Annotated in this window: 21 protein-coding genes; 10 read left to right on the top strand and 11 right to left on the bottom strand. The window is 71.7% G+C overall.

From position 1 onward, the window contains the following. Positions 1 to 38 precede the first annotated feature (38 nt). Both ACIA77_RS49665 and ACIA77_RS49660 read left to right on the top strand, forming a co-directional pair. Complete coding sequence (locus ACIA77_RS49665) at positions 39 to 4,946, top strand: RHS repeat-associated core domain-containing protein (protein ID WP_395893221.1); 4,908 nt, start codon at positions 39 to 41, stop codon at positions 4,944 to 4,946. 5 nt (positions 4,947 to 4,951) lie between these two features. Continuing rightward, positions 4,952 to 5,518 carry a type VII secretion system-associated protein gene (locus tag ACIA77_RS49660; RefSeq protein WP_395893220.1) on the top strand — a complete coding sequence of 189 codons (567 nt, stop codon included), beginning with the start codon at positions 4,952 to 4,954 and terminating at the stop codon, positions 5,516 to 5,518. 4 nt (positions 5,519 to 5,522) lie between these two features. Here the strand turns inward: ACIA77_RS49660 and ACIA77_RS49655 are convergent, their stop codons facing one another. Then, positions 5,523 to 6,374: a sigma-70 family RNA polymerase sigma factor gene (locus ACIA77_RS49655; RefSeq protein WP_395893236.1), complete on the bottom strand. Its 852-nt coding sequence runs from the start codon at positions 6,372 to 6,374 to the stop codon at positions 5,523 to 5,525. Between the two features lie 60 nt (positions 6,375 to 6,434). Here ACIA77_RS49655 and ACIA77_RS49650 point away from each other — a divergent pair, with 60 nt between their 5' ends. Then, positions 6,435 to 6,887 carry a nuclear transport factor 2 family protein gene (locus tag ACIA77_RS49650; protein ID WP_395893219.1) on the top strand — a complete coding sequence of 151 codons (453 nt, stop codon included), beginning with the start codon at positions 6,435 to 6,437 and terminating at the stop codon, positions 6,885 to 6,887. On the opposite strand, the gene ACIA77_RS49645 is transcribed toward ACIA77_RS49650, so the two are convergent. The 5 genes from ACIA77_RS49645 to ACIA77_RS49625 form a co-directional block, all read right to left on the bottom strand. Then, the gene (locus ACIA77_RS49645) at positions 6,884 to 7,294 is read right to left on the bottom strand and encodes a hypothetical protein (RefSeq protein WP_395893235.1); all 411 of its coding nucleotides are present in this window, start codon (positions 7,292 to 7,294) and stop codon (positions 6,884 to 6,886) included. The two genes, ACIA77_RS49650 and ACIA77_RS49645, sit on opposite strands and share 4 nt — an antisense overlap. 209 nt (positions 7,295 to 7,503) lie before the next feature. After that, positions 7,504 to 8,169 carry a nitroreductase gene (locus tag ACIA77_RS49640; protein ID WP_395893218.1) on the bottom strand — a complete coding sequence of 222 codons (666 nt, stop codon included), beginning with the start codon at positions 8,167 to 8,169 and terminating at the stop codon, positions 7,504 to 7,506. Positions 8,170 to 8,258: 89 nt separating this feature from the next. Beyond that, positions 8,259 to 8,732 (bottom strand): MarR family winged helix-turn-helix transcriptional regulator, encoded by a 474-nt coding sequence (locus ACIA77_RS49635; RefSeq protein ID WP_395893217.1) that lies wholly within the window; start codon positions 8,730 to 8,732, stop codon positions 8,259 to 8,261. A 49-nt stretch (positions 8,733 to 8,781) separates the two neighbouring features. Then, on the bottom strand, positions 8,782 to 10,128 hold the full coding sequence (locus ACIA77_RS49630; RefSeq protein ID WP_395893216.1) for an MFS transporter: 1,347 nt from the start codon (positions 10,126 to 10,128) through the stop codon (positions 8,782 to 8,784). Continuing rightward, a complete protein-coding gene (locus tag ACIA77_RS49625) occupies positions 10,094 to 10,918 on the bottom strand; it encodes a MurR/RpiR family transcriptional regulator (RefSeq protein WP_395893215.1) in 825 nt (274 codons plus the stop codon). The genes ACIA77_RS49630 and ACIA77_RS49625 overlap by 35 nt, the downstream gene beginning before the upstream one ends. An 85-nt stretch (positions 10,919 to 11,003) precedes the next feature. Here ACIA77_RS49625 and ACIA77_RS49620 point away from each other — a divergent pair, with 85 nt between their 5' ends. Beyond that, positions 11,004 to 12,455, top strand: coding sequence for an aromatic amino acid ammonia-lyase (locus ACIA77_RS49620; protein ID WP_395893214.1), 1,452 nt, complete (start codon positions 11,004 to 11,006; stop codon positions 12,453 to 12,455). Positions 12,456 to 12,910: 455 nt separating this feature from the next. Here the strand turns inward: ACIA77_RS49620 and ACIA77_RS49615 are convergent, their stop codons facing one another. Continuing rightward, entirely contained in the window at positions 12,911 to 13,918 is a 1,008-nt protein-coding gene (locus tag ACIA77_RS49615; RefSeq protein ID WP_395893213.1) for an alpha/beta hydrolase, read from the bottom strand. Between the two features lie 285 nt (positions 13,919 to 14,203). On the opposite strand from ACIA77_RS49615, the gene ACIA77_RS49610 reads away from it, so the two are divergent. Together ACIA77_RS49610 and ACIA77_RS49605 are read left to right on the top strand one after the other, a co-directional pair. Beyond that, positions 14,204 to 14,599, top strand: coding sequence for a cupin domain-containing protein (locus ACIA77_RS49610; RefSeq protein ID WP_395893212.1), 396 nt, complete (start codon positions 14,204 to 14,206; stop codon positions 14,597 to 14,599). After that, on the top strand, positions 14,596 to 15,741 hold the full coding sequence (locus ACIA77_RS49605; RefSeq protein ID WP_395893211.1) for a hypothetical protein: 1,146 nt from the start codon (positions 14,596 to 14,598) through the stop codon (positions 15,739 to 15,741). Before ACIA77_RS49610 ends, ACIA77_RS49605 begins: the two co-directional genes overlap by 4 nt. Positions 15,742 to 15,757: 16 nt before the next feature. Here ACIA77_RS49605 and ACIA77_RS49600 read toward each other — a convergent pair whose 3' ends face one another. The 3 genes from ACIA77_RS49600 to ACIA77_RS49590 all read right to left on the bottom strand — a co-directional run bounded on the left by ACIA77_RS49600 (position 15,758) and on the right by ACIA77_RS49590 (position 18,568). Beyond that, positions 15,758 to 16,786, bottom strand: a complete 1,029-nt coding sequence (locus ACIA77_RS49600; protein WP_395893210.1) for a class I SAM-dependent methyltransferase — start codon at positions 16,784 to 16,786, stop codon at positions 15,758 to 15,760. An 83-nt stretch (positions 16,787 to 16,869) separates the two neighbouring features. Beyond that, the gene (locus ACIA77_RS49595; protein ID WP_395893209.1) at positions 16,870 to 17,883 is read right to left on the bottom strand and encodes a YdcF family protein; all 1,014 of its coding nucleotides are present in this window, start codon (positions 17,881 to 17,883) and stop codon (positions 16,870 to 16,872) included. A 70-nt stretch (positions 17,884 to 17,953) separates the two neighbouring features. Continuing rightward, positions 17,954 to 18,568: an NADPH-dependent F420 reductase gene (locus ACIA77_RS49590; protein ID WP_395893208.1), complete on the bottom strand. Its 615-nt coding sequence runs from the start codon at positions 18,566 to 18,568 to the stop codon at positions 17,954 to 17,956. An 83-nt stretch (positions 18,569 to 18,651) separates the two neighbouring features. Between ACIA77_RS49590 and ACIA77_RS49585 the strand changes: the two genes are divergently transcribed. The 4 genes from ACIA77_RS49585 to ACIA77_RS49570 all read left to right on the top strand — a co-directional run bounded on the left by ACIA77_RS49585 (position 18,652) and on the right by ACIA77_RS49570 (position 20,939). After that, the gene (locus tag ACIA77_RS49585) at positions 18,652 to 19,134 is read left to right on the top strand and encodes a MarR family winged helix-turn-helix transcriptional regulator (protein ID WP_395893207.1); all 483 of its coding nucleotides are present in this window, start codon (positions 18,652 to 18,654) and stop codon (positions 19,132 to 19,134) included. A gap of 80 nt (positions 19,135 to 19,214) precedes the next feature. After that, positions 19,215 to 19,973 carry an SDR family NAD(P)-dependent oxidoreductase gene (locus ACIA77_RS49580; RefSeq protein WP_395893206.1) on the top strand — a complete coding sequence of 253 codons (759 nt, stop codon included), beginning with the start codon at positions 19,215 to 19,217 and terminating at the stop codon, positions 19,971 to 19,973. Between the two features lie 19 nt (positions 19,974 to 19,992). Further along, positions 19,993 to 20,358, top strand: coding sequence for a glyoxalase (locus ACIA77_RS49575; protein WP_395893205.1), 366 nt, complete (start codon positions 19,993 to 19,995; stop codon positions 20,356 to 20,358). Between the two features lie 2 nt (positions 20,359 to 20,360). Continuing rightward, positions 20,361 to 20,939: a DUF6518 family protein gene (locus tag ACIA77_RS49570; protein WP_395893204.1), complete on the top strand. Its 579-nt coding sequence runs from the start codon at positions 20,361 to 20,363 to the stop codon at positions 20,937 to 20,939. A gap of 21 nt (positions 20,940 to 20,960) precedes the next feature. Here ACIA77_RS49570 and ACIA77_RS49565 read toward each other — a convergent pair whose 3' ends face one another. After that, positions 20,961 to 22,088 (bottom strand): TetR/AcrR family transcriptional regulator, encoded by a 1,128-nt coding sequence (locus ACIA77_RS49565; RefSeq protein WP_395893203.1) that lies wholly within the window; start codon positions 22,086 to 22,088, stop codon positions 20,961 to 20,963. Positions 22,089 to 22,134 lie beyond the last annotated feature (46 nt).

Raw genomic sequence — 22,134 nt, 5'->3', positions numbered from 1 at the left:
GGCTACCGCTGGATGGTCGAACGGGGAGGGCTACCCGCGTGAGTAATCCGCTGATCGCGCCGACGGAAGATTCGACCAAGGCGTATTCCGGGATCTCCCTGCTGGAGACGGCGAACGATCTGTCGACGGCGATCGAGTCCGGTGACTGGGCGTCGGTCGCGATGGGTGCCGTGGGCACCGCGCTGGACGCGTTGTCGATGGCGATGGACCCGTTCGGCGCGATCTTGGCGGCCGGGGTCAGCTGGCTGATGGAGCACGTCGGGCCGCTCAAGGACGCGTTGAACGGGTTGACCGGTAATGCGGATCAGATCAAGGCGCAGTCGGAGACGTGGGCGAACGTCGCCAAGGAGCTGGGCAGCGTCGCCTCGGACCTGAACAGCGCGGTGATGTCGGATCTGCAGTCCTGGTCCGGGGACGCGTCCGATGCCTACCGGCAGCGGGCCCAGGACCTGGGCACGTTGCTGCAGTCGGCGCAGAAGGGCTGCGAAGGCGCGTCCAGCGGGGTCAAGACCGCGGGCGAGGTGGTCGCCGCGGTCCGCACCCTGGTCCGCGACATCATCTCGGAGCTGGTCGGGCACCTGATCAGCTGGGCGTTGCAGGTGCTGTTCACCCTCGGCATCGGTCTGGCGTGGGTGGTGCCGCAGGTGATCAGCGCGGTGGCCAAGACCGCGTCGCAGATCACCTCGATCGTCACCAAGCTCGTGAAGGCGCTCAAGGCCCTGATCCCGTTGCTGAAGAAGGCCGGGACGCTGTTCGAGGACGCCGCGAAGGCGTTGAAGAACATCAAGGGTGGCAAGGTCTCGACGGCGGGCAAGGGTGGCGACATCGGCCCGATGCCGAAGGATCCGCCCAAGCCCGCGGGCAGTGGTGGTGGCACGCCGAAGGGTGGGGGTGATGGTGCGCCGCCGCCGGCGAAGTCCGGTGGTGACGACTCGACGCACTCCTCCAGCGCCGGCGGCGGGGGCAGCCACGGCGGTGGCGACACCCCGCCCCCGCCCGCCAAATCGGGCGGCGACGACGCCACCCACGCCTCCGGCTCCGGTGGCGGAGACACCCCGCCGCCGCCCCCGAAGAGCGACCCGCCCCCGCCGGCCAAGACCGAACCCGAACCCCCACCGGCCCCGGCGCCGAAGGGGCTCGGCTCCGATCCGGGCACCCCGAAGAGCGGCGGCGGTACGCCGAAGGGCTCGCCCAACAAGCCCTCACCGCCCCGCGACCGCGCGGTCGGCCCGGACAAGCGGGTCTGCGAGTCCGACCCGATCGACGTCGCCACCGGCGAAATGGTGCTCGAGCAGGTCGACCTGGTGCTGCCGCTGGACCTCGAGCTGTCACTGCAGCGCACGCACGTCTCGTCGTACCACGCCGGCCGCTGGTTCGGGCGGTCCTGGGCGTCCACAGTGGACCAGCGACTCGAGGTCGACGACGAGGACGTCTGCTACTTCGCGCCCGACGGTGTGGTGCTCGTCTACCCGCTGCCCGCACCGGGCACGACGACGCTGCCGGTCGAAGGGCCGCGCCTGCCGCTGACCCGCAGGCTCGACGGCGGCTACGTGCTCGGGCACCCGCAGCGCGACACCCGCCTGCGGTTCGACCCGGTGCCGGGCGAACGCGCGGGAGTGCTTCCCCTGACCGCGGTGACCGGCGCCGAGCAGCGCCTCGACGTCGAGTACGACGAGGCCGCGCGCCCGCTGCGGATCCGCCACTCCGACGGCTTCCAGGTCGAGTTCACCACCACGCGCGACCGCGTCACCGCGATCTCGGTGGTGGACCCGGACGCGGGCGTGAGCGTGGCGGCCGTGCGCTACGGGTACGACGCGGACGGCCGGCTGTCGGAGGTCGTGAACTCCTCGGACCGGCCGATGCAGTTCGACTACGACACCCAGGGCCGTGTCACCGGCTGGCAGGACCGCAACGGCACCTGGTACCGCTACGTCTACGACGCTGCCGGCCGGTGCGTGAAAACGGTCGGGGACAAGGGGTTCCGCGACGGCACCTTCGCGTACGACCGCGAGCGCCGCGTCACCGCCTACACCGATTCCCTCGGCCGGCGCACCGAGTACCACCTCAACGAGGCCAACCAGGTCGTGCGGGAAGTCGACCCGGCGGGTGGCGTCACGACGTCCACTTGGGACCGCTACGACCGGCTGCTCACCCGCACCGACCCGCTCGGCCGCACCACGGCTTACGAATACGACGAGACCGGCGCACTCGGCCGGGTGGTCCGGCCGGACGGCAGTGTCGTGCAGGTCCACCTCCGGGCCGGCGCCGTCGCCGCCATCAGCGTGCGCGACGGCGAGCGCACCTGGACCCGCACCTACGACGAGGCACCGGATCCGTTCGCCGGTCAGCTCGGCACCGCCGAGGCGTTCCGCCACGACAGCGGCACCAGTGCTTCGGTGCTGCCCGACGCGGTTGCGGAGGCCGGGCGCTCGGCGAAGACGTCGGTGCCCGACATGTTCGGCCGTCCCGCGCTCGTCGAAACCCCCGGTGGGCGGGTGCGGCTCGACTGGACGGTCGAAGGCCGGCGCGCGGCCCGCGTCGGCGCCGCCGGCGGGCGCGAGCAGTGGACGTACGACCCCGAGGGCAACGACGTCGCGCACGTCAACGAAATCGGCGCGGTCACCCGGCGCGAGTACGGGCCGTTCGACGTCGTGGTGGCCGCGGTCGACGAGACCGGCGCGCGCACGACCTACACCTACGACACCGAGCTGCGCCTGGCATCGGTGACCAATCCCGTCGGCCTGACCTGGCGCTACGTCCGCGACCACGCGGGCCGCGTCGTCGAGGAGCGCGACTTCGACGGTCGCACGCTGCGCTTCGAGTACGACGCCGTGGGCCGGCTGACCCGGGCGTTCAACGGGCTCGGCGAACTCACCGAGCACACCTACGACACGCTGGGCAACCTGGTCGGGCGCCGCACGCCGCACGGGCTCACCACGTACTCCTACGACCCCGTCGGCCGGCTCCGCCGCGCGGAGAACGGCGACGCGGTCATCGAGTACGAGCGCGACGAACGCGGTCGCGTGATCGCCCAGACGACCAACGGCCGCACGACCACCTTCGCCTACGCCCCGGACGGCACCCGGGTCCACCGCCGCACTCCGTCCGGTGTGGACAGTGTGTGGTCCTTCGGGGACGGCGGCGCCCCGATCGGCCTCGCCGGTGCGGGCCACGTGCTCTCGTTCACCCGCGACGCCGCGGGCAAGGAGACCGGCCGGACCGTCGACGGTGCCGTGGTCCTCACGCAGCAGTTCGACGCCGAGCAGCGGCTCGCCGGGCAGGAGACCGCTGCCCTGCAGCGCCGGTACGGCTACCGGCCGGACGGGCACCTGGTCCGCACCTCCGACAACACCGGTGGCGGCGCGCAGTTCCAGCTCGACGCCGCGGGCCGCGTCGTCGAGGTGGTCGAGCCCGATCGGCGCGAGGGCTACCGCTACGACCCGGCCGGCAACATCGTCTCCGTCGCCGCGGCCGGTGCCCCGGCGCCGGAGTCCGGTCCGCGCAGCTACGCGGCCAACTCGCTCACCGCGGCCGGCGTGCTCGCCTACCGGTACGACGCGCAGGGGCGGGTCGTCCAGCGCCGGGTCGGCGCGCTGGTGTGGAACTACGGCTGGGACGCCCAGGACCGCATGACCGGCGTGACCACCCCCGACGGCACGCGGTGGCGCTACCGCTACGACCCCGTCGGCCGGCGCATCGCCAAGCAGCGCCTCGGGCCCGGCGGCGAGGTCGCCGAACAGGCCGACTTCGTGTGGGACGGCGCGAAGCTCGTGGAGGAGACGCACCGCCGGCCCGACGGCACGATCCGCGTGCGCACGTGGGACTACGACCCCGACTCCGCCGCGCCACTCACGCAGCACGAAAGCGCCGGCGGGAACCGGCTGTTCCACACGATCGTCACCGACCCGGTCGGCCGGCCGACGGAGCTGCTCGACGCCTCCGGTCGCCTCGGCTGGCGCGGCCGCACCACGGTGTGGGGCCGCGACCTGCCGGGCGGCGGCGACCCGACGGCCACCCCGCTGCGCTTCCCCGGCCAGTACTTCGACGCCGAGACCGGGCTGCACTACAACGTCTACCGCTACTACGACCCGGCGACGGGCCGCTACGTGAGCCAGGACCCCCTCGGCCTCGCGCCCGCACCGAACCCCGTGGCGTACGTGCGGAACCCGCTGCGCGTCGCCGACCCGCTCGGCCTCGCGCCGACCAGCTGTTCCGAGATCGACCTCGGTGAGTCGAACCGGCCGGGCAGCTCGCACGACCCGGCTCACGTCGGCGACACCGGCAGCACCGCCAACCCGTCGCGGTCGTCGTCTCCGGGGTCCGAGTCGGAGGACATCACCGACCAGGCCGCGCCGCCGCCCCAGCAGCACCAGCCGGCACCGGCGGGGCCGGACTTCTCGCACAACCCGCCGTCGGCTCCGGACTACGTCTACCACGGCTCGGGCGCGCCGCCGGACAAGGTGTTCAGCGAAGGCCTCACGTCCGATGCGATCCGCAACAACCGGCCGCCCATCTACGACATCGACACGCACCAGCACCGTTCGTACGGTTCCGGCAGCGGGTACGTGTCCACGTCGGGCAACTACAACACCGGCGTGCAGTTCGTGCCGATCAAGCCGAACGCGCAGGTCACCGAAGGCGCGGACTGGTGGGGCAAGGGCGGCACGCAGTACCACGGCCACGACGGCTACGTGTACACGATCAAGGGCGACGCGAACACGATGGTCCACCTGCCGTCGCACCCGGACCGCGTCCCGGCGTTCGACGGCCAGGACGAGTGGGCGGCGGTCGACCACATCCCGGGCTCGCAGATCGTCGGAGCCAACAAGATCAGCGGAAACTACAACGTGCAGCCGTTCGGTGCACCGGGCCAGCCGCCGACGATCGTGCCGGCCAAGAACGGCATCCAGAGCACCTGGATCCCGAACCCGGACTTCCAGGGGTGAGCGCCGTGAACCAGCCCGACGAATCGGAGAACCCCGTGGTCAGCCCCCAGAACCCGGCGCTGACCCCGGAACTGCGCGAGCGCGCCCGGCAGTCGCCGGACAGCTGGCTCTACGTGGTGGACCCGGCGTTCGAAGGTGCCGAGGAGGTGCCGGGCGTGGCGATCGCCGGCGCCTACCGCGTCGACGAGCGGGGGGAGATCGCCGGCGGCTTCCAGCCGAACCCGGACTACCGGCCGACTCCGCTGGCGCTGGGCATCCCCGCGCCGGTGAACGAAGTCGAGGCCGCGCTGCAAGCCGTCATCACCGGCCAGGGTGACGACAGCGGGGTCCGCACGGCCCTGCTCGCGGCGACGGTCTACGTGCCGGCGGCACCGGACCGGCCGGTGGTTCCGGTGCCGCACGAGGACGGTGAGGTCGTGCCCGCGTACACCTCGGAGGGCTACCTGCCCGCGCCGCCGCCCGGCCAGGAGTTCCGGCCGGTGCCGGTCCGCGAGCTCGGGGGCCGGGATCTGCTGCTCAACCCCGGCAGCGCGCTCGAGGTGCGGGTACCGGGGACCGGCCTGGCCGGCTGACGCGTCACAGGCCCAGCAGTGCGAGGCGGGCCGGATCGGCGAGGATGTTGATCTCGGCGATCCGGCCGCCGCGCACGGTGGGGCACCACAGGGCGGCCGGTGCGCCGTCGACGAAGGTGAGGATCGCGGCCGCGCCGTTGACGAGCACCGGACGGCCCGTGGCGCCCGTCTGCTGGAACAGCACGGCCTGGCTCGCCACCTGGCCGGCGCCGCGGACCAGGCGCGAGGCGTCGCCCGCGTCGGCGCGCAGGACGACGTCCGGGTCGAGCACCGCGACGAGCGCGTCGAAGTCGCCGGAGCGGGAAGCGGCGAGGAAGGCGTCGATGACGGCGCGCTGGGCGGGCAGGTCGGAGTCCGGCAGGGTCGCGCCGCGGACGCGCCGGCGGGCGCGGCTGGCCAGCTGCGTCGTGGTGGCGGGGGAGCGGCCGACGATCGGGGCGATGTCGGCGAACGGCACCCCGAACATGTCGTGCAGCACGAACGCCAGCCGTTCCGCGGGCGCCAGCGTCTCCAGCACCACGAGCAGCGCGAGGCCGACCGAGTCGGCGAGCACCGCCTCGGCCGCCGGGTCCTTACCCGGATCCGCGACCACGGCGTCCGGCACGTGCGTCTCGAGCGGCTCCTCGCGCCGGGACTTGCGTGAGCGCAGCACGTCGAGGCACACGCGGCTGACGACCGTGGTCAGCCAGCCGCCCAGGTTCGCCACGTCCGCGGTGTCCGAGCGGGCGAGGCGCAGCCACGCCTCCTGCACGGCGTCGTCGGCCTCGGCCAGCGAGCCCAGCATGCGGTAGGCGACCCCGCGCAGGTGCTCGCGGTGCGCTTCGAACTGCTCGACCAGGAATCGGTCCACTGTCAGGTTCCTCCGTCGTGATCCGTCAGAGCGTTGACGAACCACGGACGAAGGATGTGACAGACCATGACCGACTTCCAGGCCGTTGCCGACCGCGTCGAGATCGGCGCGCTGTGCGCGGAATTCACCGACGCGGGGATGATGGCCGATTTCGACCGCCTCGCGTCGCTGTTCACCGACGAGGGCACGTTGCGGATCCCCGCCGGGAACATCGAATTCGGCAGCCGCGCCGAGATCCGCCGCGGTATCGAAGGAGCGCGCGACGTGTGGGAGTACTTCCTGCAGACCACGCACCCCGGCTCCATCACGCTCGATGGGGACACCGCCACCGGCCGCGCGTACATCGTCGAGTTCGGGCGGCTGCGCGACGGCAGCTCACACCTGAACCAATCCGTGTACCACGACCGGTACCGGCGCACCCCGGACGGCTGGAAGTTCACCGAGCGCGTGTACGAGATGCACTACGTCGACACGGCGCCGCTCACCGGCAAGGCCTCATCCGCCAAGGGTGAGTCCTAGACCGTCGAGCGTTCTCCGGAGTGGGCGACGACGGCCCAGATCACCAGGATGTCCATGGCGATCACGATGAGCCCCCACGCCGGGGCGGCCGACAGGAACGCGAGGTGCGCCAGCGCGTTGAACCCGGCCAGCACGACGACCACGACCTTCGCCCAGCCCGCTCCGGAGAACAACGCCGCGCCGGCCGCCGCCGCGAGCACCCCGACGATCAGGTGCAGCCAGCCCCAGCCCGTGAGGTTCAGCACGAGGTAACCACCCGGCGCCGCGACGTAGTAGTTGTTCTTGAACAGGGCCACCAGGCCGATGATGATGTTGAAGAACCCGACGAGGATCGCCATCGTGCCCGCGAACGCGAGCCAGCCGCTCGGCTCCGTCGTGGTCACGAACCCGGGCCGGGTCCGGTCCATCGCCTTCTGGTCCGTTCCCTGCATGCGGATGTAGTCGGACATCAGGGCCGCCTCTCGTCGGTTCACCGTCGCCCCAACGGTGAACCTTCGCGGGACGCGGTTCCTCGCCTCCCCGGGATGAGGTGCGGCGCGCCGCACGGCTCGGCCACCGCGGTCTCGCTCGGCCACCAGGCACGTCCCCGTGGCCCAAGCACGAAGACCTGCGTGGGTCAGCTCTCGACGAACGTGACCGTTTCGCCGAGCGGCGCCCGCCCGGTGCGCGGCTGGACGGGCGCCGGGTCTTCGAACCCGATCGACATGCCGCAGAACAGCACGAGCTCGCCGGGCGGCGACACGATTTCCGCGACGGTCCGGTGGAACTTCGCCCACGCCATCTGCGGGCAGCTGTGCAGGCCTTCGGCGCGCAGCAGCAGCATCACGGTCTGCAGGAACATGCCGGCGTCGGACCACTGCGGTTTGCCCATGCCGCGGTCGAGGTAGCAGAACAGCGCGGCGGGTGCGCCGAAGCAGTCCCAGTTGGCGGCGGCGGCCCGCTGGCGGGCTTCCAGGTCTTCGCGCGGGATGCCGAGTGCGCCGTACCGCTGCTCGCCGAAGGCGGCGCGGCGTTCGCGGTACGGGGACTTCAGCGCCGGCGGGTACTGCTCGTACTCCGCGTCGTCCCAGGGGTCGCCCGCCGCGAGGCGTTCGCCGGCGCGTTTCTTCAGCTGCGCCAGCGGCGCGCCGGTGACGACGTAGGCGTGCCACGGCTGGATGTTCGACGCGGACGGCGCCTGTGCGGCCGCCGACAGCACCCGCTCCAGTGCCCCGTCCGGGATCGGCCGGTCGCTGAACCCGCGAACCGCGTGCCGGCTGCGGACCGCTTCGTAGACGTCCATGAACGTGCCCCCTGGCTAGTGTCGAGTAAGAAAGTTTCATTCGACACTAGTTTGCGGCACGAGCCGGCCTCGCCGCCACGTGGGCGTGCTCACGAGTCCGCGGGATAGGTGAACTTCGTCAGCAGCGTCGTCAGCTGCTCGAGTTCGCTCGGATCCAAGCCTGCGGCCAGGCGTTCGGCCAACGGCAGCGCGGCGACGTGGGCCGCGTCGAACAGGGTGCGGCCGTCGGGGGTGATTTCGACCGCGCGGGCCCGCCGATCGCCCGGCACGGCCTTGCGCACGGCCAGGCCCTTGCGCTCGAGGTCGTCGACCACGCGCATGATCCCGGCCTTGTCGGTCCCCGTCGCTTCGGCCAGGTCGCGCTGCACCGTCGGGCCGCGGTCGACGAGCACGATCAGCACGGCGAAGTGCCGAAGTTCGACGCCGAGCGGCCGCAGCGCCTCCGCCATCACCGCGGCCGCGTGCCAGTGGGCCTGGCGAAGCAGCAACCCGAGCGCGAACGGCGACGAGTCGTCTCGGCGACCCGTCGCACGGGCGGTACCGGACTTGCGGGGAGCGGCCATGGCGGCATGGTATCCGCTCGCCCGCGACCGTTTCGGGTGAAACGGTGCGTCAGTCCATCGTCGAGTTCTTCGTCTCCGGCGCCCACGCCACCGACACGACCAGGCCGAGCACGAGTACGACCGTGAGGATCAGCATCGTCGGCGAGAAGCCGATGCCGTCGAGGGCCAGGGGCAGCAGGAACGTGCCGATGGCCGACCCGACGCGGCTGAGCCCGTTGAGCAGCCCGACGCCGGAGCTGCGCAGATCCGTCGGGAACAGCTCCGGCGGGTAGACCTGGTCGAGGTTGACCGCCGCCGACATCGTGAACGTGAAGACGAGGAACAGCGGGAACAGCAGCGCCGTCGGGGCGTCCGGCCAGACCGCCATGGGCGCCATCGTCGCGATGAGCACCACGAACGACCAGATCGTCAGGCCGCGCCGCGACATCTTCGCCACGAGCCACAGGCCGCCGAGGCTGCCCAGGAGCAGGAAGAGGTTCAGCAAACCGTCGCTGGTCGTGTCCTCCTCGCCGACACCCATCTTCACCAGCACCAGCGGCAGGAACGTGTAGATCGCGAAGTACGGCACCACTTGTGCGTTGTAGAAGATCGTGCCGAACGCCGTGTTGCGCCAGTACTTCCGGCCGAACAGCTCGCGGTAGCGCACGCGCCGCGCCGCGCGGTGCGAGCGCACGAGATCTTCGAACGCCTCCACGTCACCCTTGAGCCGGCGAACGACCGCGCGCGCCTGCTCCACGCGGCCCTGCGTCAGCAGCCACCGCGGCGATTCCGGTACGCCGATCCGCAGCAGCACCACCGCGATCGCCGGGACGCAGCTCGTCGCGAGCAGCCAGCGCCACGAGTCGCCGCCGAGGGAGACGAGGTAGTTCCCGAGGAAGAACGCGGCGACGTAGCCGACTGTCCAGAGCACGGTCAGCGAAGCCAGCAGCCCGCCGCGGTACTTGCGGGGCACGAACTCCGCGACGAGCGTCGGCCCGAGTGCGTAGTCGGCGCCGATCCCGATGCCGATCAGCAACCTGAGGATGAACAGCTGCACCGGATCCGTCACGAAGAACTCCGCGGCCGACGCGACGGCGATCAGCAGGAAGTCCACTGTGTACAGTCGCTGCCTGCCGACCTTGTCCGCGAGCCAGCCGACGATGATGCTGCCGAGGAAGATCCCGATCAGCGCCGACGCGCCGAGCAGTCCCTCCCACACCGCGCCGAAGCCGAGGGCCGACGCGATCACCGGCAGGGCGATGCTGATGATGCCGAGTTCGTAGCCGTCGGAGTAGTTGGCGCAGAAGGTGAGCGCGGTGATGCGGAGGTGGAACCGGTTGAGGGGGACGTCGTCAAAAGCCGTGGCCGCCGCTTCTCCCGAGTCACTCGGGGAGGAAGAGGTCTTGCTCTGCGGCATAGTCTTCGAAACCTTCCAGTCGTTGCCGGGCCAGGGCGCCGGCCGCGTCGGCCATCGCCTCGACCAGCGCCACGGTCAGGGAGGCGACCGCGGCGTGGGAGTCGAACACGAACTCCGACGCGACGCCCGCGTTGAGCACGTCGTCGGCGTAGGGGGTGAGCGCCGAGACGGGCCGGTCCGTGATCAGGAGGGTGCGCAGGCCCAGCGCGCGGGCCTGCTCCAGTGCCGCGGCGCTTTCCCGGGGGTAGCGGGGGAGCGCGACGAGGACGAGCCGCCGCGCGCCACGCCGGTGAGCGTGGCGCGCGGCGTCGCCGAACACGGTGCCGGAGTCGGTGACCAGGCGGACGTCGGGGTGGATCTTCGTTGCCAGGTAAGCGAAACTCGCGGCCTGCGCGGCCGAGACGCGGTACCCGGCGACGACGAGGGGCACCGACTCCATCAAGCTCGCGGCGATCGTGCGCAGCTTGGTGTCGTCGGCCAAGGCCGCCCGCAGGGCGCTGAGGTTGCGCAGGTCCGCGTCGATGGCGTCCTGGAACTTGTTGCCCCCGCACTCCGGCTCCGGTTCGGCCGCGGCTTCGCGCAGGTAGCGGCGGAACCCGGCGTAGCCGTCGAACCCGAGCAGCGCGACGAACCGCGTGACCGACGGCTGGCTGACCTGCGTGGCTTCGGCGAGTTCGGCGCTGGTGAGCGCCGCGGCCTCGGCCGCGTGGTCGGCGAGGTAGCTGGCGATGCGCCGCTGCGCCGGGGTCAGCCGGTGGGCGGTGAGCAGTTCGTGCAGCGACCGGGACAACCGGGCCTCCGTCCTTGCGTGTCGAGCGAATGAATAGTTTCATGTCACCCTAGGAATGAATGAAAACTTGTCAAGAGGGATGGCGATGACCGACTCCAGCCGCATCGAGATCAGCGGGTCCGGCCTCCGCTGCGCCGACGTGGTGCGCGTGGCGCGGCGCAGCGCGTGGGCCGAGCTGGAGCCCGACGCGGTGACCAGGGCGGAGCTGAGCTACGAACTGGCGGTGGAGCTGGGTGCGAAACGCGCGGTGTACGGCCGGACCACGGGCGTCGGCGCGAACCGGCACACCGTCGTCGACCCCGAATCCGCCGACCACCACGGCCTCCGCCTGCTGCGCAGCCACGCGGGCGGCACCGGCGATGCGTTGCCGGACGACGTCGTGCGCGCGGTCATGGCGGTGCGCCTCAACCAGCTCGCGGCCGGTGGCAGCGGCGTGCACCCGCGTCTGCTGCGCGGCTTGGAGACCGCGCTGCGCGTCGGCGCGCTGCCCTTGGTCCACTCCCGCGGCGCCATCGGCACCGGCGACCTCACCGCGCTGGCCGAAATCGCGCTGACCCTGGCCGGCGAACTGCCCTGGGCCGCCGGCGACCTCGACCCGCTGGCCATCAGCCCCGGCGACGCGCTCGCTTTCATCTCCAGCAACGCCGCCACGCTCGCCGAAGCCGTGCTGGCCTGGCACGACCTCACCCGCCTGCTGGCCGCGAGCCACGTCGTGACGGCTCTGACGTTCGTCGCCCTCGGCGGCTCCGCCGAGGCGTACTCCGCGCGGGTCCACGCCGCTCGCCCGCACCCCGGCGCCGTCGCCTGCGCCGCCTCCTTGCGCCGCCTGCTGCTCGACGGCGACGACGTCGTCGAGGGCCGCCGCATCCAGGACCCGTTCGGCCTGCGCGCCTTTCCCCAGGTCCAGGGTCCCGCCCTCGACGCCGCGGCCTGGGTGGAACGCGTGCTGGACATCGACATCAACGCCGCCGTCGAGAACCCGTTGATCGACGTGGAAACCGAACAGGCCTACCACCACGGCCAGTTCTCGACCGCTCAGGTGGCGCTGGCGTTCGACCACCTGCGCGCCGCCCTGCACCACGTCGCCGAGCTGTCGACGGCCCGCCTCGGAGACCTGGTGGAGCCGGACTTGAGCGGGCTGCCCCCGTTCCTGAGCCAGGGCCCCGCGGGGAGCTCGGGGATCATGATCCTGGAGTACGTCGCCCACGACGCCCTCGGCACCCTGCGCCACGCCGCCTCCCCGGTCACCCTCGGCACCGCGGTCATTTCGCGCGGCCTCGAGGACCACGCGAGCTTCTCCACGCACGCCGTCCGCAGCACCGCCGCGGCCACGGCCGCTTACCGGACCGTGCTCGCCTGCGAACTGCTGGGCGCGGTCCGCGCCCTGCGGCTCTCCGGCCTGCCCCTGCCGGACACCCCGCTGCGCGAAGCGTTCCGGCTGGCGGAGGGGGCCCTGCCGTACATCGCCGAGGACCACCCGCTGAGCACGGAGATCGCGCAGGCGGAACGATTACTGGACCGGCTGGCGGTGCTGTGACTCGGCCCGCCCTCATCGACAAAGCGAGCCTCATCGACGCGCGCTGCCCCGAAACCCTGCGGAGATCGCTGTCGCCGCGAAGGTTCTCGCCGCCCTGGCAAGGATCCGGGATGGGAGAGATAGTGCCGTGCCACAGCAGTCGCACCGCGTGAGTCGCCGGGACTTCAGCAAGGTGGCCGGGTGACTTCGGCGTTCGAGGACAGGGTTGCGGCACTCGCGGACCACCTCGGCCTCACGCCCGGCCGCGTCGAGGGCCTCGCGAGCGGCGTGAGGAATTCGTCGCAGCGCTACCGGAGGGGCGCGTCCGCGAGTACACAGCGACGAGGGCCCGCGAACTCGCAATCCTGGATTCCCTCGCAGCCGGTGGAAGTCCTGCGTTCGATGGCCGGACCTGGTCGCCGTGGCTCCAGTTCCGGGCGACCCATGACGGCGACCGGCGTGCTCAGATGATCACCTCAGCCCGACAGCACCCGCCCCAGCCAGTTCGTCACCGCCGTGTGCAGGGCGGGCGCCCGGGGGCTCAGGGTGAGGTCGTGGCCGGACGTGGGCAGGACGAACGCGTCGAGCGAGCGGGCTGAGGCGTAGTACGGGCCTTCGTCGGCCAGGACGCCGGTGGTCGTGCACGTGGCGGTGACGAAGCCGCAGAAGTACTTGTCGCGCTGGCCCATCGCGATGAGGACCGGCGAGGTGATGCGGTTCGAGTACGCGGTGAGGATCGCGATGCCGATTGCGTCGGGTGCTTGGGCCAGTGCGAACGCGTCCTTGGTCTGCTCGTCGACTTCGACGACCTTCGGGTCGACGACGCCGGGCGCGTGGAAGGCCTCGTACCGGCGGCCGGTCACCGTGGTCAGCTCCGTGAGGTCGTAGCCGGTGCGTGTGAAGCCGGGGGCCAGCGGCGCGGGCACGAGGTCGGTGGTGAACAGCGCCGCGGTGTCCGCGAGGTTCACGCGGTGCTCCTCGCCGGACACGAGCAGCGCGTCGACGTCGCCGTACGTGGCGGCTTCGAGCACGTCGATCGCCGAGCCGAGCGAGTGCCCGGCGAGCGCGACGCGCTGGAACTCGCCGCGCATCCGGTGCACCACTTGGTGCACGGCGGCGGCTTCGACGGTCGACGTCAGCAGCGGGCCCGCGTTCTTGCTGCTGCGGCCGGTGCCGAGCAGGTCGAGGTTCATCGTCGCGTAGCCGGCGCGGTTCATCGCGCGGGTGAAGGAGTAGCGGTCGGGCTGGTACGGGAAATCCCAGTACGTCGAGTTGTACGTGGCGCCCGGCGTCAGCACCAGCACCGTCCGAGCGCCGGCGGGCACGCACAGGGTGCCGTGCACGACCCCGCCCGCGAGCGCTTCGGGCACGGCCAGGTCGAGGTCCCGGCACGAGGTCCCCGAAGCGGCCGAAGCCGGTACCGCGAACGACGAAAGCACGAGGACGAGCACAGCGGCGACGAAGGCCGGCGCGCGTGAGGGCATGGCCGCACTCCCGTGAAGTGTCCGAAAAGGATGGTCGAAGTAAGCAGTCACTCACCTTGACCGTAGAGAAGGATTTCCCCGGAGCTGGTCACGCGGGCCGAGGTCCGCCCGTCCGGATGAGCCGGCACTGCCCGAACGTCACCGCGAGCCTTCGCGTCCTTGAGATGACCTGGGGCGATGGCTAACCTGACCCCCATCTGCGTCACGCGAAGGGCCTGCGGCTGCCGCGGTGCGGCGCTCGAGAACAACAACCGGGCTGTACCGCCGAAGAGGAAGAAACCGAGCATGGAACTGCAGCCGAAGGGACCCTCGACGAAGGGGCCGGCCGACCTGTTCACCGGCGACGTGCGGTTCGACGTGGTCGCGAACGGCCAGGAACCTTCGCGCCTGCGCGTGAACCTCTTCGCGCAGGGTGCGTGCACCATGTGTCACTCGCACGCCGTCGGGCAGAGGCTGCACGTGACCGAAGGCCGCGGGCTCGTGCAGTCGCGCGGTGGGGAGGTCGTGGAACTGCGGCCGGGCGACACCGTGCACACGCCGCCGGGGGAGTGGCACTGGCACGGCGCCGCGCCGGAGAACTTCATGGCGCACCTCGCGATGGGGGAGAGCCCCGGTGCGGGCGGCGGCCCCGAGTCCGAGTGGGGCGACCTCGTGACCGACGAGGAGTACCGCTCGAGGTGAGTGGCAGAGCCGACGGGGCACGCAGCGGAATCGTGGACGCGGCACCGCCGCGCCCGGCCATCAGCCGTCGCGAACGGCACCACAGGCACGATCCGACGGGCCCCGGGACGTCGCGCTGGGCGCGTCAGCCCGGCCTCGGGCTGGCCGGGCTGCTGGCCGTGCTCCCGGTGGCGGTGCTGCTCGCGATCGGCGCGGGTGGCGCGGAAGCGTCGCTGCTGGTCCTCGCGCCGCTGATCACCTTCGCGCTGCCGGTGGTGTCGATGATCGCGTTCTGGTGGGAGGACTGGCCGGGCACCCGGCTGGGCCCCGACTGGGCCGGCTGGGCGGACACCGCGCTCATCGTGCTCGCCGGTGTCGTGCTGGCGTTCCTCGGTGAAGCGGTGGTGGGTCACCTGTCGCTGGGCGCGTTGTTCGACCCGGCGCCCGACAACCTCGAATTCAGCACCTTCCCCGCGACGATGCCGCTCGCCGGCGCCGCGTTCGTCGTGATGCTCGAACTGACGCTGGTGAGCGAACACTGGCCGCTGCGCCGGTGGCTCAAGCCGATCCCGGGCGGGGTGTGCGCGGTGGTGCTGGCGTGGGCGATCGCGATCCTGCTGTACGTGCTGCTGCTCGGCGGCACCCCGTTCCGCGGCGGCGGCCGGGGGCTGCTCGACCCCGGCGTGTTCGGTGCCGCGCTGACGTGCATCGGGGCTTGGCAGGTGCTGCTGTTCGTGATGTGGCGGGGCTGGCCGTTCCGGCTCATCGGACGGCAGTGGGTGCGGTTCGGGTGCGCCAACGCCGGCACGATCGGCGGCGGGATCCTCACCTTCGTGGTGCTGAACCTCTGGGTGCCGGTTCCGGTGCTCTCGGCGCTCGCCGGATCGTTCGTGGCCGCGGGGCTCGTCGTCGGCATGCAGTTCGAAGACGCCCTGCCGGCGCGCTGGCCGGCGTGGCTCGAACGGCTCGTGTCCCTCGGGCTCACCCTGGCGCTGGCCGCGGTGCTGTACGTGGCCTTGTTCGCGCTCGCCGGCTCGCTCGACTGGGGCCGCGCCGCGCCCGTCGACTGGGTCGGGCACGTGACCCTCAACGCGATCGGCGTGTCGGTGATCCTGCACGTCGCGATCGGGCGGCGCTGGCCGCTCGCGCGCAAGCCGGCGTAGTCCCCGGTTCCGGTGGCTACGCCGGCTTGCGGGCGATGAAGTACAGGTCCATCACGTCGTCGGGCCGCTTGCCGGTGGTCACGTCGGTGAAGCCGGCGTTCGCCAGCCGCGCGAGCGCGTCCTGCCGGCCCCACATCGTGCCGAGCCCGGCGCCGCCCTGCGCGAGCGAGACGCTCATGCAGTAGAAGACCGAGAACGTGTACAGCGCGGGGCCCAGCGGGTGCTCCACGTTGTCCTCCAGCTGCGAGGAACACGCGGTGTCTTGCATCAGGTACGTGCCGCCGGGCCGCAGGACGCGGTGGATGGCGGCGAGGACGCCGTCGGGTGCGGCGGAGTCGTGGATGACGTCGAAGGTCGTGACGAGGTCGTACTCGCCCTCGAGCTCCGTGGCGTCGGCGACGGTGAACGACACGTTCCCGAGGCCCCGTGCTTCCTCACGGGCCGCGGCGATGCCGGCTTCGGACACGTCGACGCCGGTGAAGGTGCTCGCCGGGAACGCACCAGCCAGGAGGTTCACGGCGTGGCCCTGGCCGGTGCCGACGTCCAGCACGGAGATCCCGAGAGCCAGCCGTTCTTCGAGCCCCGGCACGAGCGGCAGGACGTGCGTGAGGAGCTCGGCGTCGAAGGTGCGCGCGGACTCCTCGCCTTGCAGCTTCTGGAACCGTGGATACGCCGAATACGGCACGCCGCGCCCGTCCTTGAACGCGGCGACGACCTGCTGCTCGACCTCGCCCATCATCGCGATGTACTGCAGCATCGACGCCTGGTTTTCCGGCCCGCGCGCCAGCGCCTGGGCGTGCTCCGCCGGCAGCGTGTAGCTGCGCGTCGCGGCGTCGTAGTCGACGAGGCCACCGACCGTCATGGCGGCCAGCCACTCCCGCACGTAGCGCTCGTTCAGCCCCGCGGCCCGGGCGACCTGACCGCTCGTCGACGGCGCCAGGCCCGCGAGCACGTCGAACAACCCCGTCTGGTGCCCGACGCTCACCTGCAGCGCGAGGCACGCCTCGTTGAGCATCGTCTTCATGCGATCGGCGAACTTCTCCACCTGTCCACTGTGGACGCCGACGCGCCGGGGTCAAGGCGGGGACGGGGAAATCGAGCCGTTCGAGCAGCGGGTGTGCCCGGGGGTCAGTGCGACCGGAACAGCAGTGACACCGGATAGGCCGCCGCGATCAGGACGATCAGCGCGGCGTTGAGGATCCGGTAGTCGCGCAGGATGCCGGCGAACTCGCGGATCGTGGCGCTCGGCACGTAGTACCAGGCGGTGCGGGAGCCGATGACCTGGCCGTTGACCTTCAGACGGCGGGCGAGCATCGCCGTGCGGAAGGCGTGGAAGTTGTTGGTGATGAGCAGGCAGCGGTAGCCCGGGTTGCGCGCGGACATGAGTTCCCGGCTGTACACCAGGTTTTCGCGCGTGGTGGTGGAGCGGTCCTCCAGCACGATCTCGGCGCGGGGGATGCCGTGGTCGACGAGGTAGTCGGCCATCGCGACGGCTTCCGGGCGCGCTTCGTCGGCGCCCTGCCCGCCGGAGGTGATCACCGCGGGCGCCGCGTCCCGTGCGGCGCCCGCGGCGTAGAGCGTGCGCGCCCGGTCGAGGCGGCTGGCGAGCAGCGGCGGCACGGTGCCGCGGATCAGCCGGGAGCCGTGCACCACCAGGAAATCCGCGCCCGACGGCGGGCGCAGCAGCCCGTAGCCCACGGAGCACAGCACGAACGCCGCGAACGCCAGGCTCAGGTACCCGACCACGAAACCGGCGCTGATCACCACCACCTCCAGCGCCCGCGGCAGCACGTCCTTGCCCAGCAGGAGCAGCAGGGGTGCGAACGCGAAGATCGCCACCCCCGCGAGCAGCGACAGCAGGTTGCCCAGCCGCCGCCCCTCACGGCGCACCATCTGCAGCCCGTTGAGCACCAGGAACGCCGGCAGCAGCACCGTCACCACGAGGAAGACGAAGAACGCGAGCTCGCCGCCGCTGACCCGGTCGTGCACCGCGGGGAGGTCCAGCAGCGCGAAGATCCCGCCGATGGCCACCAGCAGCAGCCCCGCCAGCAGGAGCACGCCGTTCAGCAGCCGCCTCCGCTCGAACCGGAAGCTGATCGCGAAACCGGCGAAGAACGGGATCGACGTGATCAGGTAACCCACGGACCGAACATAAGACGATCTTGACGGCGCAGGCGGGTCACGTTCGAGTGAATCGCTCGGCCGCGCCGGTTCAGGCGCCCTGGTGCGAAAGGCCCCAGGCGCTCTGCCACGGCCAGTTGTTGCGCACGTTGAGCGTGATGTTCAGCAGCGCCATCTCCTCGAGGGAACGCGCCATGCGCAGGCCACCGGCGTCGACGGGGGAGAAGCCGAGGGACTGGAGGAGCTCGACGGCGGCCGCCTTGGCCGTGGCGTCGTCGCCGGCGTAGAAGGCGTCGAGGCCGGTCGCGGAGCCGAGGCGGCCCGCGAGGACGGTGTTGAGCGCCTTCACGAGCTTCACCTGCGGGAACTGCGCGGCGAGCTGTTCGGTGGCGCTCGTGCCGACGGTGGTGAGGTCGCTGAAGGTGTCGTCCAGCGGGTTGGTCGCGTCCACCACGACTTTGCCCGCGACGGTGCCGCCCAGTTCGCCGAGCACGCCGGCGGCCGCGCCGAAGGGGACGGCGAGCACGACGACGTCGGCGTCCCCGGCCGCGTCCGCGGGGGTGGCGGCCGTGGCGCCGGTCTCGGCGGCGACCTTCTCCGCGTGCTCCGGGTGAGCGGCCACGACCTTGACGTCGTGGCCGGCCTTCGTCGCGGCCGCGGCCAGGCCGCCGCCGACGTTGCCCGCTCCGATGATGGCGATGCGCATGACTTCCCTCTCGCACGATGATTAGTTCAACCTTGAACTAAAGCTAGAACGAAATGCTTCACGCGTCAAGTAAAGTGACGGCCGTGTCCGAACCCCGGTGGCTGACCCTCGACGAGAAGGTGGCGTGGCTCGGCTTCGTCCGCGTGCTCACGCGCCTGCCCGCGGCCCTCGACGCCCAGCTCGACCACGACGCGGGGCTGACCTTCTTCGAGTACCACGCGCTCTCGATGCTGTCGGAGGCGCCGCAGCGCTCCCTGCGGATGAGCCGGCTCGCGCAGATCACCAGCTCGTCGTTGTCCCGACTGTCCAATGTGGTCAAACGCCTCGAAGCCCGTGACCTGGTCGCCCGGGAGCCTGACCCCGACGACCGCCGCGCCACCCGCGCCGTGCTCACCGACGCCGGCCTGGCGCTGGTCGAGTCCGCGGCTCCCCAGCACGTCGAAACGGTCCGCGCGCTGATCGTCGACGCTCTCGGCAAGGGCGAGCTCGCGCAGCTGCACGCCGCCCACGAACGCATCCTCGCCCGCGTCGACCCCGACGGCGTGACCCGCCCGGATTGGCTCTGAAGCGGCAGTGGTGACGAAAGGGCAGGAAAGACGAGACTCGGCACGATGATCATCGGAGGGTGTCTCACTACCGTCGAGGCATGACCGGTGGACCGAACAAGAACCTCCGCGGCAAGGTCGCGCTCGTCACCGGTGGCAGCCGGGGCCTGGGTGCCGCGACCGTGCGCCACCTGGCCGCCGCGGGAGCCGACGTCGCGGTCGCGTACGGGCAATCGGCGGACGAGGCGAAACGCGTCGCCGAACACGCCCGGTACCTGGGCGTGCGAGCCGAGGTGTGCCAGGCCGACCAGGCCGACCGCGACCAGGTCGACGCGATGGTCGACGCCGTCGCGGCCCGGTTCGGGTGCGTCGACATCCTGGTCAACAGCGCGGGCGTGTCCTTCGGCGCGCCGATGGGCGCGCTTTCGCGTGCCGACCGCGACCGCATGTGGGCGATCAACGTGCACGGTCTCGTGGCCACCACCGAACGCGCCGTGGCGCACATGCCCGACGGCGGCCGGATCATCAGCCTCGGATCAATTGCGGGGCAACGGGCCTACACCGCGGGCCTCGCGGACTACGGTGCGACCAAGGCGGCCGTCAGCCTGTACACCCGCTCGTGGGCACACGAGCTCGCGCCGCGTCGCATCACCGTCAACACCGTCGTCTCGGGGTTCGCCGACACGGAGATGCCCCCTTCGCACGAAACTCCGCTGGGACGGCGAGTCCTCGGCGATCTGCCGTTCCACCGCTACGCGCGGCCCGACGAGGTCGCGGCGACGATCGCGTTCCTCGCGAGTCCCGCCGCGTCCTACACCACCGGCAGTGACATCCGCGTCGACGGCGGCTGGAACTCCTGATCGGGCGTAGGTTCAGCTGGTGATCCACCACGTGCAGGTCGCCTGCCCGGCCGGGGCCGAGGACGCGCAGCGCGCGTTCTACACCGGCGTGCTGGGCTGGCCCGAGCTGCCGAAACCGCCGGTGCTCGCGCGCCGCGGCGGGTGCTGGTTCCGCGTGCCCGGCGTGGGTGGCCCGGCCGGGGAGCTGCACGTCGGGGTCGAGGCCGACTTCCGGCCGGCGGTGAAAGCGCACCCGGCGTTCGTGGTGGACGTCGACGCGACCGCGCGAGCGCTCGCCGCGGCGGGGCACGACGTCGTGTGGGCCGATCCGGCCGAAATCCCGGGGCGGCGGCGGTTCCACACGTTCGATGCGGTGGGCAACCGCCTCGAATTCCTGGCGGGCTGAGCTTGCGCACCACCGGAACGGCCGTGCTGGGTGGGCTCGTGCTCGGCCTCGGCACGTTCCTGACGCAGGCGACGGCGTGGGGCTGGACCACGAACGCCGTCGCGACGTGGTCGGCGCTCGCGTTCCTCGTGGGCTGCACGGGAAAACCGTCGTGGCGCGTGGCCGGCGCGGCGGTCGGCTCGCTGCTGCTGGCGCTGGTCGTCTGGTACGGCGTGGCGCAGGCGGTGCACGGCTGGTACTCGGCGAGCGCGTGGTCGACCGCCGCGGTGTGGGCCGCCGGCGCGGTGATCGCGGGGATCGTGTTCGGGTTCGGCGCCGCGTGGTGGCGGCAGCGGCCGGGCACGTGGCTCGGTGCGGCCGGCCTCGCGCTGCTCGTCGCGCTCTTCGCGGTCGACGGGCTGTACCGGCTCGTGATCCTGCGCTACCCCGGCCAGGGGGTGACGATGCTCGTCGTCGCCTTGGTTCTGCTCGTGGTCCTCGGCCGCCGCTCGTGGCGCCCAGCCGTCGCGACGCTGCCGCTGGTCGTGCTCGGCGCGGGTGGTTACGCCTTGCTGGGCTTCGCGCTCGGCGCGTCGGCGTAGTTCTTGAGGAACCGTAGTATTTCAGGAACCGTAGTACTTCAAGAACATCGCCACGCCGGAGTCGATCACGGCGGGCTCGCCCGGCTGCACGCACAACGCGTACAGCTGCGTCACCGCCAGCTCCGGGTCCGGGATCGACGGCACGGCCCGCAGCGCGTCCTCCAGCACCAGCCGCAGCTCCGTCGGCACGCGCCCGAGCCACGCGGCCGTGTCGTCCGGGAAGCGCTTCGCCTCGGCTTCCAGCACCGAGTGCAGGTTGGCCATCGCGGGTGAGGTCAGCACGTCGACGCACGCCGCGCACAGCTCGCGCAGGTCGGCCGGACCGGTGGAGCGCAGCTGCCGCGCGGCGCTCACGGCTTCGTCCAGCTGCTCGGTGATCACGGTCCGGAACAGCGCTTCCTTGCTGGTGAAGTAGCTGTAGATCGTCACCTTCGACACGCCCGCGCGCTCGGCGATCTCGTCGAGGCTCACGCGGAACCCGTGCTCGGCGAACGCCGCGAAGGCCGCGCACACCACGGCTTCGCGCTTGCCCTGCTGAGGAGCGGTCGCCGGCTCGCCCGTGTGCTCGCGCCCCGCCGTACCGAACGCGAGCGCGGACATCAGCTCCACGGCGACGTCGTCGGTCAGCCCGCCGTGCACCACGAGCGAGCGCCACGTGGCGAACTCCAGCGCGTGCCGCGCCGTCGCGCGGGCCGGCTGGCCCTCGCCCGCGATCTGCGCGATGTCGTCGAGCAGCGCCCGGTAGTCCTCCAGCGAGCGGGCGACGACCGGCAGGACCTCCGCGTCACGGATCAGGTTCGCCATCATTTCGGTGGTTTCGCCGTAGTAGGCGTAGACCGCCGAGAGCGCCGTTTCGAAGCGGCACTGCGGTTCCTCGACCTGGCGCCAGCGCGCCGGGTCCGGCAGGGGGTGCAGTGACCAGAAGTGGCCGGAGCAGGCGTCGTTGAGGTCCTCTTCGGTCGGGAAGTGGCGGTACAGCGTGTTGCGCCGCACGCCGGCGCGCTCGGCGACCGCGGAGAGGGTCGTGCGAGCCGGGCCCAGGCTGGCGTGCAACTCCATCGCGGCCACGGCGATGCGGGTGCGGGTCGCCTGCACGTCGTCGGCCCGCTTGCCGAGGTCGTAGTTCCGCGAACGTTGCACGTAAGACACGAGTGTTAGTCCAAATCCTTGACCGTTGCCGCTGATCGTGGCTAGT

The sequence above is a fragment of the Amycolatopsis sp. NPDC051903 genome (assembly GCF_044452505.1).
GTDB lineage: Bacteria > Actinomycetota > Actinomycetes > Mycobacteriales > Pseudonocardiaceae > Amycolatopsis.
Note: the sequence above shows the minus strand (reverse complement) of the source record. Positions and strands in the feature narration are given on the sequence as shown.

Bases quoted from the DNA above. Each gene is read 5' to 3' on its own strand.
- ACIA77_RS49650 (WP_395893219.1), top strand. From the start codon at position 6,435: ATGACCGACTTCCAGGCCGTTGCCGACCGCGTCGAGATCGGCGCGCTG.
- ACIA77_RS49645 (WP_395893235.1), bottom strand. From the start codon at position 7,294: ATGGACCGGACCCGGCCCGGGTTCGTGACCACGACGGAGCCGAGCGGC.
- ACIA77_RS49640 (WP_395893218.1), bottom strand. From the start codon at position 8,169: ATGGACGTCTACGAAGCGGTCCGCAGCCGGCACGCGGTTCGCGGGTTC.
- ACIA77_RS49635 (WP_395893217.1), bottom strand. From the start codon at position 8,732: ATGGCCGCTCCCCGCAAGTCCGGTACCGCCCGTGCGACGGGTCGCCGA.
- ACIA77_RS49630 (WP_395893216.1), bottom strand. From the start codon at position 10,128: ATGCCGCAGAGCAAGACCTCTTCCTCCCCGAGTGACTCGGGAGAAGCG.
- ACIA77_RS49620 (WP_395893214.1), top strand. From the start codon at position 11,004: ATGACCGACTCCAGCCGCATCGAGATCAGCGGGTCCGGCCTCCGCTGC.
- ACIA77_RS49615 (WP_395893213.1), bottom strand. From the start codon at position 13,918: ATGCCCTCACGCGCGCCGGCCTTCGTCGCCGCTGTGCTCGTCCTCGTG.
- ACIA77_RS49610 (WP_395893212.1), top strand. From the start codon at position 14,204: ATGGAACTGCAGCCGAAGGGACCCTCGACGAAGGGGCCGGCCGACCTG.
- ACIA77_RS49590 (WP_395893208.1), bottom strand. From the start codon at position 18,568: ATGCGCATCGCCATCATCGGAGCGGGCAACGTCGGCGGCGGCCTGGCC.
- ACIA77_RS49580 (WP_395893206.1), top strand. From the start codon at position 19,215: ATGACCGGTGGACCGAACAAGAACCTCCGCGGCAAGGTCGCGCTCGTC.